This window comes from Paenibacillus sp. FSL K6-1217 (assembly GCF_045040735.1).
Taxonomy (GTDB): domain Bacteria; phylum Bacillota; class Bacilli; order Paenibacillales; family Paenibacillaceae; genus Paenibacillus_AQ.
In genome coordinates, this window is sequence record NZ_CP150271.1 from 4,678,911 (window position 1) to 4,696,249 (window position 17,339).

Here is a 17,339-nt window from a genome sequence, read left to right on the forward strand (position 1 = left end):
TGAGAATGGCCTGAGAACGAAGTAATGAGGGGGAAGCTTATGGATTGGGAACTTGTATTTACGATCCGCGACGCGCTGAAGCGGCCGCTGTTCGCTGAAGCTGAGCTGATCGGGGGAAGAAACGGCCTGAACCGGGCCATCCGCTGGGTGCATGTGCTGGAAAGTGCGAGCCTGGAGAGTCTGATCAATGGGGAAGAGATGATTCTGACCACCGGAATGAGCGCAGGCACGGATCTGGACGCCGCCCTGTCTTTCATGCAGAATCTGATTGACAAGAACGCCGCCTGCCTGTGCATTGAGCTGGGAGCTTACTTCCATGCGATTCCGCAGGAGATGGCAGATCTGGCTGACCTGCATGATTTTCCGCTGATTCAATTCACCCGCACTGTACGGTTCGTCGACATTACACTCGATCTGCATTCCCTCATCATCAACCGCCACCACCGGATGCTGCAAGAGCTGGAGAGCATCTCCCGCGAATTCCACCGGCTGACCCTAACCTCCCAGGGAACCCTTAAGGTGCTCCAATTGTTATGTAAAAGCACCCGCACACAGATTCTCTATATGCAGCTGCAAGGCAAGCCCCTCTTCTTCCCGGCCCTGGCGCCCGGGGAACAGCAGCCGCTGCTCCGCTTCTTCGAAGCCTTCAGCGAAGAGATGGAGGGGAACCAGCCGGAAGCCGCCCCCTATATCCGCGAATACGGCCACAAGACCATTGCTGTGAAGCCGGTTGGAGCCTTGGACCAGACCTGGGCCTATATCCTGATGGTCTGTAATCACAAGCCGCAGGAATTCGACTGCCTGCTGCTGGATTCCGCCTCCCTGTCGATTGCCCAGGAGCTGCTGCGCACACGGTACATGGAAGAACGGAAGCTGTTCTCGGAGAATCTGTGGGTGGATGAGCTGGCCTCTGGACGCAGCCAGGATGACAACCGGCTCAAAGGGCTGGTCGGCCCGGACTTCAACCTGGTCAATGAGCTGCAATACCGGGTGTGCCTGATCGAGATTGAGAATCCGCGTGATGTCAAATGGAACAGCTCGGAGAATGACTGGGAATCGATCACCTTCCACCTCTCACTCCTTCTGCGCTCCATCTTCGAGAAGCACTCCCTCCGGCCGCTGATCACCCTGAAGAACAACCGGCTGACCGTCATTGCGCTGGATATCCAGTCCAAGCTGCCCGGCAAGCTGCGCTTGCAGCAGGCGCTCGATTCGTTGCAGCATATCCGCGCGGATGAGAAGCTGAAGGACCTGCAGCTCATCATCGGAGTCAGCAAGTCCCACAGGGGTCTGAAGCATGCTCATGCCGGATACCAGGAAGCCGTACAAGCGCTGTCCCTCTATACCTGTTATCAGAAGCCGGTGCTCATGTATGAGGAATTAGGCGTCTTCCAGCTCCTGCTGAGCCTGAACGACGGCAAGACACTGGAGAACTTCATCCGCAGCTATCTCGGCCCGCTGATTGACCACGATGAGGCGAAGGGCAGCGAGTTGCTGCTGACGCTGCGCGTCTACCTCGATCATGACGGGTCGAAGCAGATCGCTGCCCGCAGCCTGTTCATCGTCAGGCAATCGCTCTACTACCGGCTGGACAAAATCACCGAGCTGCTCGGCGAAGACTTCATGCTCCCGGAGAACCGGATCTCCATCCAGGTCGCACTGCGCGCCTACCAGTTCCTGTACCCGGAGAAATTCACTCTGCCCAGCTCCCGTTCAGCACAGCTGTAAAGGTATCGATGATGAACTGCACATCCTCATCTGTTGAGGACAACGGCGGTGCGAAGGTGAGCACGTTATTGAAGCCCGCCACCGTGTCACCGTTCTTGCCGATGAGCAGCCCCTTGGCTTTGCAGTCGGCAATAATCCCCTTGACCACGCTTAGATCAGCGGGTACTCTGGCTGACTTATCCGCCACCAGCTCGATCCCGATGACCAGCCCGAAGCTGCGGATATCCCCGACCAGCTTATGCCCAAGCAGCCCGGCGAACCCGTCCGCCAGCCTGCGGCCCAGAAGCGCCGCGCGTTCAATCAGCCGCTCCTGCTCCAGAATCTCCAGGTTGCAGAGAGCAAGCGCACAGGCGGCCGGATTGCCGCCGAACGTGTTCACATGACGGAAGTGCGCGTAGTCATCGCTGTTATCTTTGAAGGCCTCATAGATCTCCTTGCGTACAGCGGTAGCCGATAAGGGCAGATAGCCGCTCGTCAGCCCCTTCGCCATTGTGACAATATCGGGCTTGATCCCGAAGTTATGATGTCCGAACTTGCGGCCGGACCGCCCGAAGCCGCAGATCACCTCATCGATAATCAGCAATACGCCGTGGGTACGGCATATCTCCTGCACCCGGTCCATATAGACCTGATGCGGTACAATCACGCCCCCGCCGGTAATGACCGGCTCCATGATCACCGCCGCTACAGACGCTACGCCCTCCCAGACGATCATATCCTCAATCGCCTGCGCACACTGGAGGTTGAACGCCTCTTCGGTCATGCCGTCCGGGCGGCGGTAGCTGTCCGGCGGCGCTACATGCAGGAACCCGCCGCCCAGCGGCTCGTACCTGTACTTGCGCTGCGCCTGCCCGGTCGCCGCCAGGGCGCCCAGCGAGCTTCCGTGATAGCCCCGGTAGCGGGCAATGAATTTATGGCGGTCAGGCTGGCCGGTCTGCTGCTGGTACTGGCGGGCGATTTTGAAGGCTGCTTCGTTCGCTTCCGAGCCGCTGTTGGAGAAGAAGATAACATACTCATCCTCCAGCCATTCATTCAGCTTCTCAGCCAGGGCGATGGCCGGCAGATGGCTCTGCGTCAGCGGGAAATACGGCAGGCTCAGCAGTTGGTTATACGCGGCTTCCGCCAGCTCCTTGCGCCCGTACCCCACATTCACGCACCACAGGCCGGACATTCCGTCCAGGAATTTGTTTCCGTCGAGATCGGTAACCCATGAGCCGCTTGCGGAGGCCGCAATCATCGGCGGATGCTGCTCACTGTAAGGGGTCATATTATGCCACAAATACCGCTGGTCCTTCTTAACCGCCAGCTCGCTTTCTTTACCCAGACTCTGCACGGCACACTCTCCTCCTTGGCTTTCATTCTTTTTAGTAACGCGCGGTAATCATTTTCTTGCGGGTGTAGAATTCAACGCCGTCGCGGCCGTTCGCGTGCAGATCCCCATAGAAGGACTTCTTGTATCCTGAGAAAGGGAAGAATGCCATCGGCGCAGGCACGCCCAGATTGACGCCCAGCATCCCGGCATCGATCTCTTCGCGGAATTCGCGGACCGCCCTGGCACTGTCAGTATAGATGCACGCTCCGTTGGCGAAGGGCGACTCATTCGTGACCGCTATCGCCTCCGGCAGATCCTTCACCCGCACCACTGCCAGCAGCGGCGCGAAGATCTCGTCACGCCAGATCTTCATACCCGGCTGCACATGATCGAAGATCGTCGGGCCCAGGAAATAGCCGCTGCCCGCGGCCGCAGCATCCTTCCGGCCATCCCGCACCAGCACTGCCTTCTCGGCAAGTCCCGCTTCAATATAATCGATCGTCCGGTCTTTGTTCGCCTGCCGGATGACCGGGCCCAGGAACACACCCTCCTCCTTGCCGTTCCCGATCTTCAGCCCGTCCGCGGCCTCAGCGATCCGGCTCACCAGCTCTTCGGCAATGTCCTCCTGCACCACAACTACAGCGCAGGCCATGCACCGTTCGCCCGCCGAGCCGAAGGCTGCGGATATAATATTCTTCACCGCATGGTCCAGATCGGCATCCTTCAGCACGATGGAATGATTCTTCGCGCCGGCCAGCGCTTGAACCCGTTTGCCGTGCGCAGTCCCCTGCTTATAGACATATTCCGCCACCGGCTGCGAGCCGACGAAGGAGACCGCCTTCACTGCCTCATGCGCAAGCAGGCCGTCCACCACCTCATGCGACCCGTGCACCACATTCAGCACCCCCGGCGGGAAGCCCGCTTCTGCGAACAGCTCCGCCAGCCGGTTCACCAGCAGCGGCGTCCGCTCAGAGGGCTTCAGCACAAAGGTGTTGCCGCAGGCCACCGCCAGCGGAAACATCCAGCAGGGCACCATCATCGGGAAGTTGAACGGGGCGATACCGCCCACAACGCCCAGGGGATAGCGGTACATACCGGACTCTACGCCTGTCGCGATGTCCGGCAGCTGGCTGCCCATCATCAGCGTGGGAACGCCTGCGGCGAATTCCACGCATTCGATGCCGCGCTGCACCTCGCCCAGCGCTTCCTCCAGGCTTTTGCCGTTCTCCAGCGTGATCAGCTCCGCCAGCTCCCGGGCATGCTGTACCAGCAGCTGCTGGTACTGGAAGAAATAGCGGGCCCGGCGCGGGACGGGGACTCTTTTCCACGCGGAATAGGCTCTGGAAGCTGCCTGCACTGCTGCATCCAACTCCTCCCTGCCGGAGATCGGCACATAGGCAATCACCTCACCTGTCGCCGGATTGAACACCTCCTCCTGCCGCCCGGATGAGGATTCCACCCAAGCTCCGTTCACATAGTTCTTCACCTTACCGGCCTGCCCGGTGAGCAGTGTCATGTCCTGCACCTCTTTCCCGTAGATTCATATGCTCTAATTAGAAGAAGAGATGACCGCCTTACCCGGGCGGCCATCCGTTGCTGCTATGCAGGTATTCCGTTATTTCGCCGCCATCTCCACAATCTCGTTCGTGTAAGCCTCCTCTACCTTGGAAGCGGTCTTAATGACACCGAATTTCAGCGCAATATCGGCGGTCTGCTGGAAGGCGGCAGCATCCGTATAGCCCAGCTTGGAAGCATCGAAGCCCTCCGGCTGGATCAGCTTGGCTACCTCCGTCATCATCGTCAGCTGATGCTCCCGGGTCGTGCTGCCCGCTTCCGCCAGCTTCATCACACTGTCCACAGCCGCTTCGGGATCGGCAATCGCATCCGCCCAGCCCTTCAGGGACGCACGGACGAACTTGGCCGCCGTCTCCTTGTTGCCCTCCAGCCACTCCTTGTTGGCAAACAGATTGTCTTCAAGCATCGCCACCCCTTCGTCATTCATGTCGATGACACTCAGGTCCTCTGCCTTAATGCCCGACTCCAGCACCACCTGATATTCGTTGTAGGTCATAGCTGAAGCCGCATCCAGCTCGCCGCCGAGGAACTGGTCCATCGTGAAGCCCTGCTTGGTGAAGTTCAGATCCTTGCCTGAATCCAGCTTGTATTTATCAAAAAGCGCCAGCAGCTCAAACTCATTGCCGCCCATCCAGTTGCCCACCTTCTTGCCCTTCAGCCCCGCCGGTGAAGTGATGCCCGCCTCCTTCTTGGAGACCAGCACCAGTCCGCTCTTCTGGAAAATCTGGGCGATCTGCACCAGCGGCATCTCCTGCTCCTGGCTGGTCAGAAGGCTCGCCACCCAGTCTACCCCAATATCGGCCGAACCGCCCGCCACCTGCTGCTCAGGCACGATATCCGGCCCGCCCGGCAGAATCTCGACCTTCAGCCCCTCTGCCGTATAATACCCTTTGTCCTGCGCCAGGAAGTACCCTGCGAATTGGGCCTGCGGCACCCATTTGAGCTGAAGCTTCACGGTAACCGGCTCCGCTGCCGGCTCTGTGGTTGCCGCAGTTTCCGGCGAAGCTGCCGCCGCATTCCCCGCAGTCGCTTCTGCCGCCGAGGGAGCGGCGTTATTGTTGCCGCCGCAGCCTGCCAGCAGCGAGATCAGCATTAGAGCCGCCGCAAGCCATAACCCGCCACGAGTTTTGCCCTGTCTACCCTTCATCATAGCAACTCCCCCTACCACTTTTTTTGGTCATCCGGCCTAACACAGCATGGCTGTCTCTTGTTGCTATATACATACGGCTTGTGCTTGGCAGCTTCTCTATCTCCTGTCAGCACATAAGCCGGATGTAACAGATCGACGGTTGTGCAATGTCCAATACGGTACTGCGGGCACTACACACGCCGGGAAGGATGCCACTTGATACATACCTTCTCCAGCCGTTCCACAACCAGGTAAAAGATCACTCCGGCAACCGCAGCAAGCACGATGCAGGACCAGCCCAACGGCATCTTCGCCACCTTAATGGAGTTCGAGAGCAGATAACCCAGCCCCCGCGAGGAGAAGAAGAACTCCCCGACAATCGCCCCGATCATGCTCGCCGTAGCGTTGATCTTCAGGGCAGTGAATACATAAGGCAGGCTGTTCTGAATCCGCAGATGGCGGAATACCGCCCGCTTGCCTGCCGCATAGGAATGCATCAGGTCCAGCGCCAGCGGGTCTACAGCAGTCATGCCCTTATAGGCATTGATCGCCATCGCCGCCATCGTGGTCGCGGTCACAATCGCCGCCCGCGAGCCGATGCCGTCACCGAACCACAGGTTCATGATCGGGGCAAGCGCCACAATGGGAACCGCATTGAGCGCAGCTGTCATCGTGAGGCTCCCGCCGCCCCAGCGGGGCCAGGCTATAGCGGCCAGAGCAATCAGGAAGCCGAGGCCAGAGCCGATCAGCATGCCGAGAACGGCTTCGGTGAGGGTATACCCGGTATAGGAGAGCAGCAGACTGAGATTGTCCCGCATCGCTTCAGCGATGGCGGAGGGCAGCGGCAGCTGATATTTCTTCAGATCGAAGATGCGGTGAAAGATCTGGAGCTCCCACAGCAGCAGGAACAAAGCTCCGGCAAGTAGCGGCAGCACGAACCCGGGGCTCAACCATTTCAGGAATTTCCCGAGATCTCCGCTCTGGTCCGCATCTGGCGCAATAATGTTGTTAGAGGACGGGAATTCACGGACTGAATTACTTTCCATCAGCGTCCGCCTCCTTGGGGACGGAATTCCGGCTGCCAGGGGGCTGCCAGACGTTCCACCAGACTCATCAGCCAATAACTGGCCATACCCAGCAAGGCACCGACCAGTACTGTGGACCAGAACATATACGTGTGGGAGGGACCGTAATAGAGATTGCGGAGCATAATAACCCCGATTCCGCGCTGCGCACCCATCAGCTCAACCAGAATTGCGCCCGTTACAGCCAGCGGCGCCGCAATCTTCAGCCCGCTGAACAGCCCCGGCAGCGCTGCCGGGAAGCGCAGCTTCCAATATACAGCCCACGGCTTAGCGGCATAAGAGTGCATCAGCTCCAGCGCAGAGGGATCCACACTCCGCAGACCGCGCAGCATATTCAGCGCCACCGGGAAGAAGGTGATGTAGCCGGAGATGATGATCCGCGACAGCTGCTCATCCCGCACAATCCCGTATATAATCGGGGCCAGCCCCAGAATCGGAATCATCTGTGAAGCAACCGCATACGGGAAGGCGAGCTGCTCTATCGTCCGGGAGAGGCTCATCAGCACGGCCAGCAGCACCCCTGAGAGTGCTCCAATCAGGAAGCCCACCCCGGCATTGCCGAAGGTCGCTCCCCCTTCCCGGAGAAGGGTGCCGCTGTACTGCCACAGGGTGAGCGCCACCTCATGGACATAAGGCAGCTTGGACTGGGCCAGCGGCGTCTTCGCCACATGCAGCAGCCACCAGGAGACCGCCTCCCACAGCACCAGCAGGCCGCAGATCCAGACAAACAGCGGCAGTGCACGCCCCCGCATTAACGCACGGTTCAGCTTCATCACTACACCCCTTCGAAGCTGTCGCGGATACGGGCAATCAGCCCGAAGAACTCCGGACTGTTCCTCATCTCTGCCGTACGCGGACGGGGCAGCGGAATATCGACAACCGCCGAGAGCCTGCCCGGATGCGGAGACAGGACGAATACCCGGTCCGACAAGAAGATCGATTCGGGAATGCTGTGGGTAACGAATACAATCGTGCTCTGGACTTTGCTCCAGACGGAGAGCAGTTCTTCATTCAGCCGCTCGCGCGTGAATTCATCCAGCGCCGAGAAGGGCTCATCCATGAGCAGAATTTCCGGCTCCATCGAGAGCGCCCGGGCAATCGCTACGCGCTGCTGCATCCCTCCGCTGAGCTGCCAGGGATATTTGTCGGCGAACCCTTGCAGGCCCACGAGCTCAAGCAGCTCCAGCGCTTTGTCCTCACGGACGGATTTCTTGACGCCCAGCAGCTCCAGCGGCAGCGTAATATTATGCTTGACCTTCCGCCAGTCGTACAGCACCGGACTCTGGAACACGATTCCGTATTTCTGGGCCAGCCGTGCCTCCTTGGCACTCTTGCCTGCCACCCTGATATTTCCCGCCGTCGGTGTTATAAGATCTGCCATCAGCCTCAGCAGAGTCGTCTTTCCGCAGCCGGAAGGACCCAGCAGGGAGACGAACTCCCCTTTGGCAATATTGAGACTGACCTGATGCAGGGCCAGCACATCCGCCGTTTCCGTCTGATAACGCATTTCGATATGGTCCAGCTGTATTTCAGGAATTTTCGCCGCTACTAGTGACATCTCCAGTCCCCCTATCCCTGAATCTATTCAAAGTCAATTAACATAACATGACCATCTGCATTGCTGCACTTAATCCCGATCCATGTAGGATTAATTAACATGTTACACTGTGCCCGCGAATCCCACATTAGACAAAGCGTAACATTGGGGCTGTGAAAATCCGTCACTTTGTCTAGGGGGCCGCTTACAGTGTAAAGAATAGAACGGATTGCCGATAAAAATACTAACCGCAAAATAACCCCGCCGCCTGTCCAATGTCATCTATGCCGATGTGTGCTATCATCTAACTACATCTAAATCTTGCTGCATCCAATCTTGTGTTCAGGAGACTATTCACCATGTCCAATGCCCATTCCAACCCATGGAGGCGCTACCCATGGCATCCATGATTTCCAACTATATCATTATCGTTTCGATCTCCGGTGTGCTGAACGCATTGCTCGCCCTGTTTGCTTTTTACAGAAAGACCGACTTCTCGGGACTGCGTGCCTTCATCGTCAGCTCCGCCGCCTCGGCGGTGTACACGTTCGCCTTCGCGCTTGAGCTCTCCGGGAACTCTATGGAAGAGATTAAGTTCTGGATCAAGCTGGAGTATCTCGGAATGCCGTACATTGCACCCTCCAGCCTGATGATGATCATGCACTTCGTCGGTCTGGAGCGGCTGGTCTCCCGAAAATTGCTGGTCCTCCTCTATTCCATCCCCCTGATCTCCACGGTGCTGGTATGGACCAACGACGCCCATCACCTGTTCTATCAGTCCATCTATTTCCGGGAGGGCGCGCCTGCACCGCTGGTGGATATCGTTATGGGACCCTGGTACATCGTCCAGGGCAGTCTGACCTTCGGCTGTATGCTGGCCGGAATGTGCCTGATCCTCTGGCGCTGGGGCCGGATGAGACGGGCTTACCTGCGGCAAATGCTGATTATTTTTGTCGGACAATTCCTTCCTGCCCTGGGGGCCTTCCTCTATCTGATGGATCTGACCCCGTATGGCATGGACCCTGTGCCTGTGGTGATGAGCGTAACCTCGTCCCTGTATATATGGGCCATTCTGTCCCGGGGGATGCTGACCGCTGCACCGATTGCCCGCGAGAATCTGTTCGAGAGCATGCGTGACGGCGTACTGGTCATGGATCTCTCCGACAAGCTGGTGGACTATAACCGCGCCGCTGCCGAGATGCTGGAGGATCTGGATGCCGCCGCCATCGGCCGTCCGCTGGCCCAGCTCTTCCTGCCTGCCGGGAAGGAGGCTGTCGATTATGTAATGAATTCCAATCCCCAGGTCAGCGAGGAGCAGGAGCTGGTGTGGCTTTCCGGAGGAGAAGTCCGCTATTATCAGGTCCGTTCCTCCCCGGTGCAGAAGCATGACGGCCACCTTGCCGGGCGGATGATCATGCTGATCGATGTTACCGAACGCACCCTGCTCCAGGAGAAGCTGCTGCAGCTCGCTACCATCGACAGCCTGACCGGCATCTATAACCGGACCCACTTCATGGAGCTGAGCCGGCAGCGGTTGAAGGAAGCCGCCGAAGCCGATGCCCCCTTCTCGGTCATCCTGCTGGATATCGACTTCTTCAAGAGCATTAACGACCGCTACGGGCATCAGATTGGGGATATGGCCTTGCAGCACGTAGTCGGAGTATGCCGCCTTCATGTGCGGGAGGAAGATGTCTTCGGACGGTATGGAGGCGAGGAATTCGTCTTAAGCCTCCCGGGAACTGCCTTGAAGCAGGCCGCCCAGATCTCCGAGCGCATCCGCAGGAACATTGAGCAGAGCAGCTTTTCCACCTTGTCCGGAACGATTACTATCACGGCAAGCTTCGGGGTGGCCGAGGCCTCCCGCAGCAGCGTTTCATTGGAAGAGCTGCTCTCTGAAGCGGACCATGCCCTCTACTCCTCCAAGCGGAACGGCCGTAATAGCGTTCATCTGTCCGGCGGCTCCTCCATCACCCGCTTCAAGCCTATGTGATGGGGGCGGCCCCTGAATCCCTGAATTTATCGCCCAAGGGCACCTCCTCCTCCCTCTCTGCATAAGAATAAAAGGCACCCGCCGGGTATATCTGCCTGCTCTTTTGGTGATACCAGCTCCCATAGCCGCGTTTTTTCTCCAGTTCCTTCCTGGCATTGCCCTGATTCAGGTCATTCCTGCACTGCCCTTGTTTGCTTTGCCGGGTTTTCAGTTTAATAAGAGTTAGCCGATCCGTTCGGTCGAAAATCAGGCATAAGCGACACGGAGGGGGTACTATGATTAAGATTGGGCTCACCGGATTCGGAGACCATGAGGAGCTGTACGGCAAAATCAAACCTGCCGACCGCCTGCCCGCCTACAGCGCCCATTTTCCCATCGTGGAGATTGACAGCTCCTTCTATGCGGTTCAACCGGTCCGAAATTACGAGAAGTGGGTACGTCAGACACCGGATTCGTTCCAGTTCATTGTGAAGGCTTATCAGGGAATGACCGGACATCTGCGGGGGAAAAAGAATTACTACGACACGCCGGAGGAGATGTACCGGGCCTTTCATACCTCTATCGCTCCTGTCCGCTCAGCGGGGAAGCTGGCTATGGCCCTGTTTCAATTCCCGCCCTGGTTCGACTGCACCAAGGATAACGTCGATTTCCTGCGCGAGGCGAAGGAGCGGCTGCTGGATGTACCCGCCGCCATCGAATTCCGCAATGATTCCTGGTACAGCCCGGAAATGCGTGAGCGGACACTCGGGTTCCTTGCGCAGGAAGGCTGGATTCATACGATAGCCGACGAGCCGCAGGCGGGCTCAGGCTCGATCCCGATTGTCCCTGTGGCCACCCGGCCGGACATCACTTACGTGCGGCTGCACGGCCGCAATACCGCAGGCTGGAATCAGAGCAGCCACCCGGATTGGCGCAAGCTGCGCTATCTCTACCGCTACAGCACCGCGGAACTGACGCAGTGGCGGGACCGGCTGCTGGAGCTTGAGCAGACCTGTAAGGAAATCTACGTGGTTTTCAATAATAATTCTGCCGGGGATGCCACTCCTAATGCCCAGGAGCTGCAATCGCTGCTCGGGATCGACGGCGGACTGGCTCCGCGCCAGCTGGACTTATTCACCTGATGTACAGAGGTCTACATACATCTCTTCTACTCCTTGCTGAAGTGCCAGCATTACCAGAATTGCCAGATCAGATCACTGCCCGAGTCGTCTTACACATGTAAAGGAGGCCTACCCGTATGAAGAGAAACCATACTATGATGCAATTTTTTGAATGGCATGTCACGGCGGACGGAGAACATTGGAAACGCCTGGCCCAAATGGCCCCGGAACTGAAGGCGGCGGGAATAGATTCGGTGTGGGTTCCCCCTGTTACCAAAGCAGTCTCCCCGGAAGATACCGGTTATGGGGTCTATGATCTCTATGACCTGGGTGAGTTCGACCAAAAGGGGGATGTACGCACGAAATACGGAACCAAACAGGAGCTGATCGATGCCATTGCCGAGTGCCTGAAGAACGGCATTGCCGTCTATGTCGATCTGGTCATGAACCATAAAGCCGGAGCGGATGAGACCGAGGTCTTCGAAGTCATCGAAGTGGACCCCAACGACCGCAATAAGGATATCTCCCCGCCGTTCGAGATTGAAGGCTGGACCAAATTTGATTTTCCCGGACGCGGCGATGAATACTCCAGCTTCAAATGGAATCATACCCACTTCAACGGAACCGATTTCGATGCCAAGGAAGGCCGCAACGGCGTGTTCCGGATCGACGGCACGAATAGAAGCTGGAATCAGAATGTGGATGATGAATTCGGCAACTACGACTATCTGATGTTCGCCAACATTGACTACAGCAATGACGATGTGAAGAAAGAGATGCTGAGCTGGGGCAAGTGGCTGGTCGATACGCTGCAATGCAGCGGGTACCGCCTGGATGCAATCAAGCATATCAATCACGAGTTCATCAAGGAATTCGCCATGGAGATGAAAAAGAAACGCGGCGAAGACTTCTACATTGTCGGTGAATTCTGGAACTCCAACCTGGAGGCCTGCCGCGAATTCCTGAACACCGTCGATTACCAGATTGATCTGTTCGATGTCTCCCTGCACTACAAGCTCTACTCCGCTGCGCTGGCAGGCCGGGACTTCGACCTGACGCATATCTTTGACGATACGCTGGTCCAGACGCATCCGGCCAATGCCGTCACCTTCGTGGATAATCACGATTCCCAGCCGCATGAGGCACTGGAGTCCTGGGTGGGCGACTGGTTTAAGCAAAGCGCCTACGCTCTGATTCTGCTGCGGCGCGACGGATATCCCGTTGTCTTCTACGGGGATTATTACGGCATCGGCGGACCTGCTCCTATGGAAGGCAAGAAGGACGACATCGACCCTCTGCTCTGTGCCCGCTATACCAAGGCTTACGGCGAACAGGATGATTACTTCGACCATCCTAACACCATCGGCTGGGTACGGCGCGGGGTGGAGGAGATCGAAGGCTCCGGCTGCGCCGTAGTCATCTCGAACGGGGACAACGGAGAGAAGCGGATGTTCGTGGGCGAAGCGCGCAGCGGAGAAGAATGGGAGGATTTCACCCATAACCGCGAGGAGTTAATCACCATCGGCGAAGACGGCTGGGCGGTCTTCCCGGTGAACGGCGGCAGTGTCTCTGTCTGGGCGTTGCCCGAGCCGAAGCCTGCCGATTCCTGCGCGGAAGAATGAGCTTCTAAACACATATAATGCCGTCCCTGTTGTTACGGGGGCGGCATTCTTCAAATCCCATCTATTCCTCTGCGACTTCATCACTTAACCAACACAACTCCCAAATTATCCACAAATTATCCACAAAAGAAATATATTACTCCCTTAAACGAAAACAAGTTACTCATTTGCTCATCTGGTACTCATCCGGCCCGCTTTCAGCTCAACCTATGGGATATATCCCTCTCATTTACTCATTCGGCCCACTCCGAGCTCAGCAAACAGGATTTATCCCCGAAGTTATCCACACTTTATCCACAGAATGCACAACATCTGATGAACCTCACAGAATTCCTATTGTGAATAATGAAAAATAGGCAATTTCACGCCGCAGGGGCTATGAAATCGCCTATTTATACTGAGCAAGACACAGCTTGCAGGCAGTAACTCATTGTTGCGGTTAGCGGCTTGTGGTTGTATTGTCCCCGTCCGCCCAGACGCCCGTATCATTGTTCAGGATACGTTCGATCGGATATACCTTCCATACGGCTGTTACTACAGCCGAACACAAGACTGCTTTGAGCAGGTCGCCCGGAAAAAACGGCCACATGCCTGCCGTCAATGCTGTGGCGAGTGAATCAATACCTGTGGAATAGGCCAACCACCCTACCCCGCCCGCATAGACTAACAGCGCTCCGAAGATAAAGTTAGCGGCCAGCAGCTTCACGAAGGTATATTTGTCCTGCTTGATACGCTCGGCGAAGAAGCCGATCAGCCAGGCCGCGAACGGCCAGGAGAAGATATATCCAGCGGTAGGGCCAACCAGGACCGCCAATCCGCCGCTTCCGCCCATCACCTGGAATCCGGCAGCGGCCAGCCCGATTACAATCAGTACAGCAAGCGCCCCGTAACGGGCCCCAAGGATAGAACCAGCCAGCATGACCGCAAGGGTCTGCATGGTAATCGGAACCGTGGAGAAGGGCAGCGAAATTTTCAAATAACTCAGAGCTATCATTACAGCGGCGAATAAGGCACTGAATATCAGGCCGCGGGTTGTCCATTTCTTCATGCCCGGGAGGCTCCCCCTTTTTTAAAATATAAGAAGTTATATGTTTCACGCTACAAATTATCCTTCTATTTCGCGCCGAAACGGTACCGTCCTTTAAAAGGACGGCAAAGCCGTTTTCACTTGGGATCACTATAACACCCCCCTCCAGATACATCAATCCTGAAATCTTTGTTATAATGGGGAGCAATTGTTGACTAGAGCTGGACGGAAAGCAGGCATGAGGATGATCAGGGCACATAATGTAAGCTTGTCCGTGCGGGACGGGCAGCATCGCCGTACGGTACTGCAAGGGATTAACATTCATATAGAGCCTGGGGAGTGGGTAGCGCTCACAGGGGCCAACGGCTGCGGCAAAACCTCGCTGATCCGCACCTTCAACGGACTGAACCTCCCCTCCGGCGGCAGTCTGTCCGTGGCCGGACTGGATCTGCGTCTGCCGGAGAACCGGACGGCTGTGAAGCAGCGGGTGCAGCTCGTATTTCAGAATCCCGAAGCACAGACGGTTGGCTCCACCCCCTTCGAGGATATCGCCTTCGGGCTGGAGAACCGGGGACTGGAAAGGGAGCGGATGATTGCACGAATCCATGAGATTCTGCAACAGGTAGGACTAAGCCATAAGGCTGAGACAGAGGTATCCACGCTGTCCGGCGGAGAGCGCCAGCGCCTGGCGGTAGGCTGCTGCCTCGCACTGGAAGCCGATATGATCATCTTCGATGAGGCCACCTCGATGCTGGACCCTGAGGGAAGAGCGGACATTCTGGAGCTGGCCCGGGGGTTATGGCAGACGGGCACCACCATCCTCTGGGTGTCGCAGCGGATGGAGGAGCTGGCCGCAAGCCCGCGCATCGTGGTGCTGGGCGAGGGGCAGTTGCTCTATGACGGCGGCCCGCGCAGCCTGTTCTATACCTCGGAGCTGCCCGATGCACTGGGATGGATTCCTTCTCCGGCCGTCCAAGTCGGGAAGCTGCTGCTGAAGCAGGGCTGGCCGCTTCACCTGCTGCCGCTGACCGGACAGGAACTGGAGGAGCTGCTATGAGAATTCAAGCGGAGCAGCTCTCCTTCGGCTATGAAGGCGGCAGGCCCGCCGTTCAGGATATTTCTCTGGATATCCCTACAGGTACGCTGACCATCCTCTGCGGGGTGAACGGGAGCGGCAAGTCTACGCTGCTCCGTCTGCTCGCAGGTCTTGCACAGCCTTCGTCCGGGCAGATATTCTACGATGACGTGAAGCAAGCGGACCCTAAGACCGCCGAAGCGGTATCCATGGTATTCCAGCAGCCGGAGACTCAGCTGTTCGCGGGTACGGTGCACAAGGATATCGAATACGGCCTGACGCAGCGCAGGGTTCCCAAGGCTAAGCGCACAGGGATCATCGCCAGCGCCCTGGCAAAGACCGGGCTGGCTTACGATGACTTCGCCGGGCGCTCGCCCTTCCTGCTTAGCGGAGGCGAGAAGCGGCGAGTCTGTATCGCCGGTGCCCTGGCCGTACAGCCAGGGCTCCTGATCCTGGATGAGCCGACCGCCGGACTGGACCCGCAGGCGGCGCAGGCACTGCTCGAAAGGGTGCAGGAACTGCGCCGGAGCGGTCTGACCCTGATCATCGGCACCCATGATCTGGACAGCTTCCTGCCGGTAGCCGACAAAGTCATCGTGATGAAGCAGGGCACCCTCTATTATGACGGCCCCGCTCCGGCATTGACAGCCGACCCCGGACTGCTGGCAGACGCCGGACTTACGCCTCCCGCTTATGCTTCCATAGGGCGCAGAGCGGTGCAGCGCGGCCTGCTGGAAGCGGTCCCGGACAGTCTGGAGGAGCTGCTGGCCGGACTGGAGAAGCACCCGCTGCCTGTGCCGCAGACGGACAACCAGCCTTCAGGCCATGTGGCCGCTGCGGGCAGAGGCATCCTACCACCCGGCAGCCCGAACGACAGCGCCAGCGAACACAGTGCGCAGTATGGCAACGCCAGCGAACACAGTGACGCCAGTGAACACAGTGCACAGTATAGCAACGCCAGCGAACACGGCACGCAGTATGGCAACGCCAGCGAACACGGTGCGCAGTATGCCAACGCCAGCGGACACAGTGCGCAGTATGGCAACGCCAGCGGACACAGTGCGCAGTATGGCAACGCCAGCGAACACAGTGCGCAGTATGGCAACGCCAGCGAACACGGTGCGCAATACAGCACAGCAGAGATCCGGCACCGGGCACATGCCCTTCAAGCCACCGGAGCGGAGACGGCCCAGGCGATCATCAAGCCCGGCAACCCGAGACAGGAGCCGGCCCCTCCCCGCAGGCCTGGCTGGCAACGACTTGATCCCCGCGCCAAATGGCTGGGGATGATCCTCGGTTCGCTGGTCCTGTTAGGGATGAACACGCTCCTTCCGCTGCTGCTTACCGCAGGACTGCTGACCGGACTGGCGGCTTCGGCACGCATCTCCTGGCGTAGAGCTTTCCGCTTCTTCCGCCCGTTCCTGCTGATGTTCCTGTTCCTCTGGCTGTTGTCCGGGCTTAGCTGGAGCTCCCCTGACTTCGTGCTCGGACCGCTCAGCTTCAGCTATGCCGGATTGGTGCGCGGAGGAATTAGCGTACTGCGCTTCCTGCTGCTGATTGCCCTGGGCTTCCTGTTCACTGAGACCACCACCGGCGCCCCCTTGCGCGAGGGGCTGGAATGGGGCATCGCTCCGCTGCGGAAGCTGGGCATCCGCACCCGTAACTGGTCGCTTGCCGTATCCGTGACCCTGCAGTTCGTGCCGTGGATTCTCGGCAAGCTGACCCAACTGCAGCTTGCGCTGGGCTCACGCGGAAGACGGGCCCGCGGGGTGGCGCGTTGGTCCCCGAGGCAGATCGCCCTCATCATCGTGCCTCTCTTGATCCTTGTCCTGGGCATGGGCGACGAGCTGGCGACAGCCGTAGAATCACGGGGCTATGATCCCGCCAAGCCGCGGACCCCTGTCTATCAGCTGCGCTGGAGCAGGCGCGATATGCTGGCAGCGCTGGCAATCCTGGCGGCTGCCGCCTTGCTGTGGTGGGTCGCCCGGATTAACTGACCCGATGCGGAATGAAGGGGAGCAAATTAGACGCAGAAACATTCAGAGAACAAATTAACCATCTGCCCACTTCTCGGGGCCTCCGGCGATTTCAGGTGCACTAGTGCACCTCATTTGCTCCTTCTGCACACATTCGGCGATTTCAGGTGCACTAGTGCTCCT

At 58.1% G+C, this 17,339-nt stretch carries 13 protein-coding genes; 6 read left to right on the forward strand and 7 right to left on the reverse strand.

Annotated elements, in window-relative coordinates; all coding sequences use genetic code 11:
* The first annotated feature begins 39 nt into the window (after positions 1-39).
* On the forward strand, positions 40-1,728 hold the full coding sequence (locus tag MHH28_RS20595) for a PucR family transcriptional regulator (RefSeq protein ID WP_405105043.1): 1,689 nt from the start codon (positions 40-42) through the stop codon (positions 1,726-1,728).
* Here the strand turns inward: MHH28_RS20595 and MHH28_RS20600 are convergent.
* The 6 genes from MHH28_RS20600 to MHH28_RS20625 all read right to left on the reverse strand — a co-directional run bounded on the left by MHH28_RS20600 (position 1,694) and on the right by MHH28_RS20625 (position 8,387).
* Positions 1,694-3,061: an aspartate aminotransferase family protein gene (locus MHH28_RS20600; RefSeq protein ID WP_405105045.1), complete on the reverse strand. Its 1,368-nt coding sequence runs from the start codon at positions 3,059-3,061 to the stop codon at positions 1,694-1,696. The genes MHH28_RS20595 and MHH28_RS20600 overlap by 35 nt on opposite strands.
* 31 nt (positions 3,062-3,092) lie before the next feature.
* A complete protein-coding gene (locus tag MHH28_RS20605; RefSeq protein WP_405105047.1) occupies positions 3,093-4,556 on the reverse strand; it encodes a CoA-acylating methylmalonate-semialdehyde dehydrogenase in 1,464 nt (487 codons plus the stop codon).
* 99 nt (positions 4,557-4,655) lie between these two features.
* Positions 4,656-5,765 (reverse strand): ABC transporter substrate-binding protein, encoded by a 1,110-nt coding sequence (locus MHH28_RS20610; RefSeq protein ID WP_405105049.1) that lies wholly within the window; start codon positions 5,763-5,765, stop codon positions 4,656-4,658.
* Between the two features lie 170 nt (positions 5,766-5,935).
* Positions 5,936-6,790, reverse strand: coding sequence for an ABC transporter permease (locus MHH28_RS20615; RefSeq protein WP_405105051.1), 855 nt, complete (start codon positions 6,788-6,790; stop codon positions 5,936-5,938).
* On the reverse strand, positions 6,790-7,602 hold the full coding sequence (locus MHH28_RS20620; RefSeq protein WP_405105052.1) for an ABC transporter permease: 813 nt from the start codon (positions 7,600-7,602) through the stop codon (positions 6,790-6,792). Before MHH28_RS20620 ends, MHH28_RS20615 begins: the two co-directional genes overlap by 1 nt.
* Positions 7,603-7,604: 2 nt before the next feature.
* Entirely contained in the window at positions 7,605-8,387 is a 783-nt protein-coding gene (locus MHH28_RS20625; RefSeq protein ID WP_405105054.1) for an ABC transporter ATP-binding protein, read from the reverse strand.
* Positions 8,388-8,763: 376 nt separating this feature from the next.
* Here MHH28_RS20625 and MHH28_RS20630 point away from each other — a divergent pair, with 376 nt between their 5' ends.
* The 3 genes from MHH28_RS20630 (at position 8,764) to MHH28_RS20640 (ending at position 13,078) form a co-directional block, all read left to right on the forward strand.
* Complete coding sequence (locus MHH28_RS20630) at positions 8,764-10,356, forward strand: histidine kinase N-terminal 7TM domain-containing protein (protein WP_405105056.1); 1,593 nt, start codon at positions 8,764-8,766, stop codon at positions 10,354-10,356.
* A 275-nt stretch (positions 10,357-10,631) separates the two neighbouring features.
* On the forward strand, positions 10,632-11,477 hold the full coding sequence (locus tag MHH28_RS20635; protein WP_405105058.1) for a DUF72 domain-containing protein: 846 nt from the start codon (positions 10,632-10,634) through the stop codon (positions 11,475-11,477).
* A 116-nt stretch (positions 11,478-11,593) separates the two neighbouring features.
* Positions 11,594-13,078 carry an alpha-amylase gene (locus MHH28_RS20640; protein WP_405105060.1) on the forward strand — a complete coding sequence of 495 codons (1,485 nt, stop codon included), beginning with the start codon at positions 11,594-11,596 and terminating at the stop codon, positions 13,076-13,078.
* A 439-nt stretch (positions 13,079-13,517) separates the two neighbouring features.
* On the opposite strand, the gene MHH28_RS20645 is transcribed toward MHH28_RS20640, so the two are convergent.
* Complete coding sequence (locus MHH28_RS20645; RefSeq protein WP_405105062.1) at positions 13,518-14,126, reverse strand: biotin transporter BioY; 609 nt, start codon at positions 14,124-14,126, stop codon at positions 13,518-13,520.
* Between the two features lie 223 nt (positions 14,127-14,349).
* Here MHH28_RS20645 and MHH28_RS20650 point away from each other — a divergent pair, with 223 nt between their 5' ends.
* Both MHH28_RS20650 and MHH28_RS20655 read left to right on the forward strand, forming a co-directional pair.
* Positions 14,350-15,162, forward strand: a complete 813-nt coding sequence (locus tag MHH28_RS20650; RefSeq protein ID WP_405105064.1) for an ATP-binding cassette domain-containing protein — start codon at positions 14,350-14,352, stop codon at positions 15,160-15,162.
* A complete protein-coding gene (locus tag MHH28_RS20655; RefSeq protein WP_405105066.1) occupies positions 15,159-17,177 on the forward strand; it encodes an ATP-binding cassette domain-containing protein in 2,019 nt (672 codons plus the stop codon). Before MHH28_RS20650 ends, MHH28_RS20655 begins: the two co-directional genes overlap by 4 nt.
* Positions 17,178-17,339: the final 162 nt, after the last annotated feature.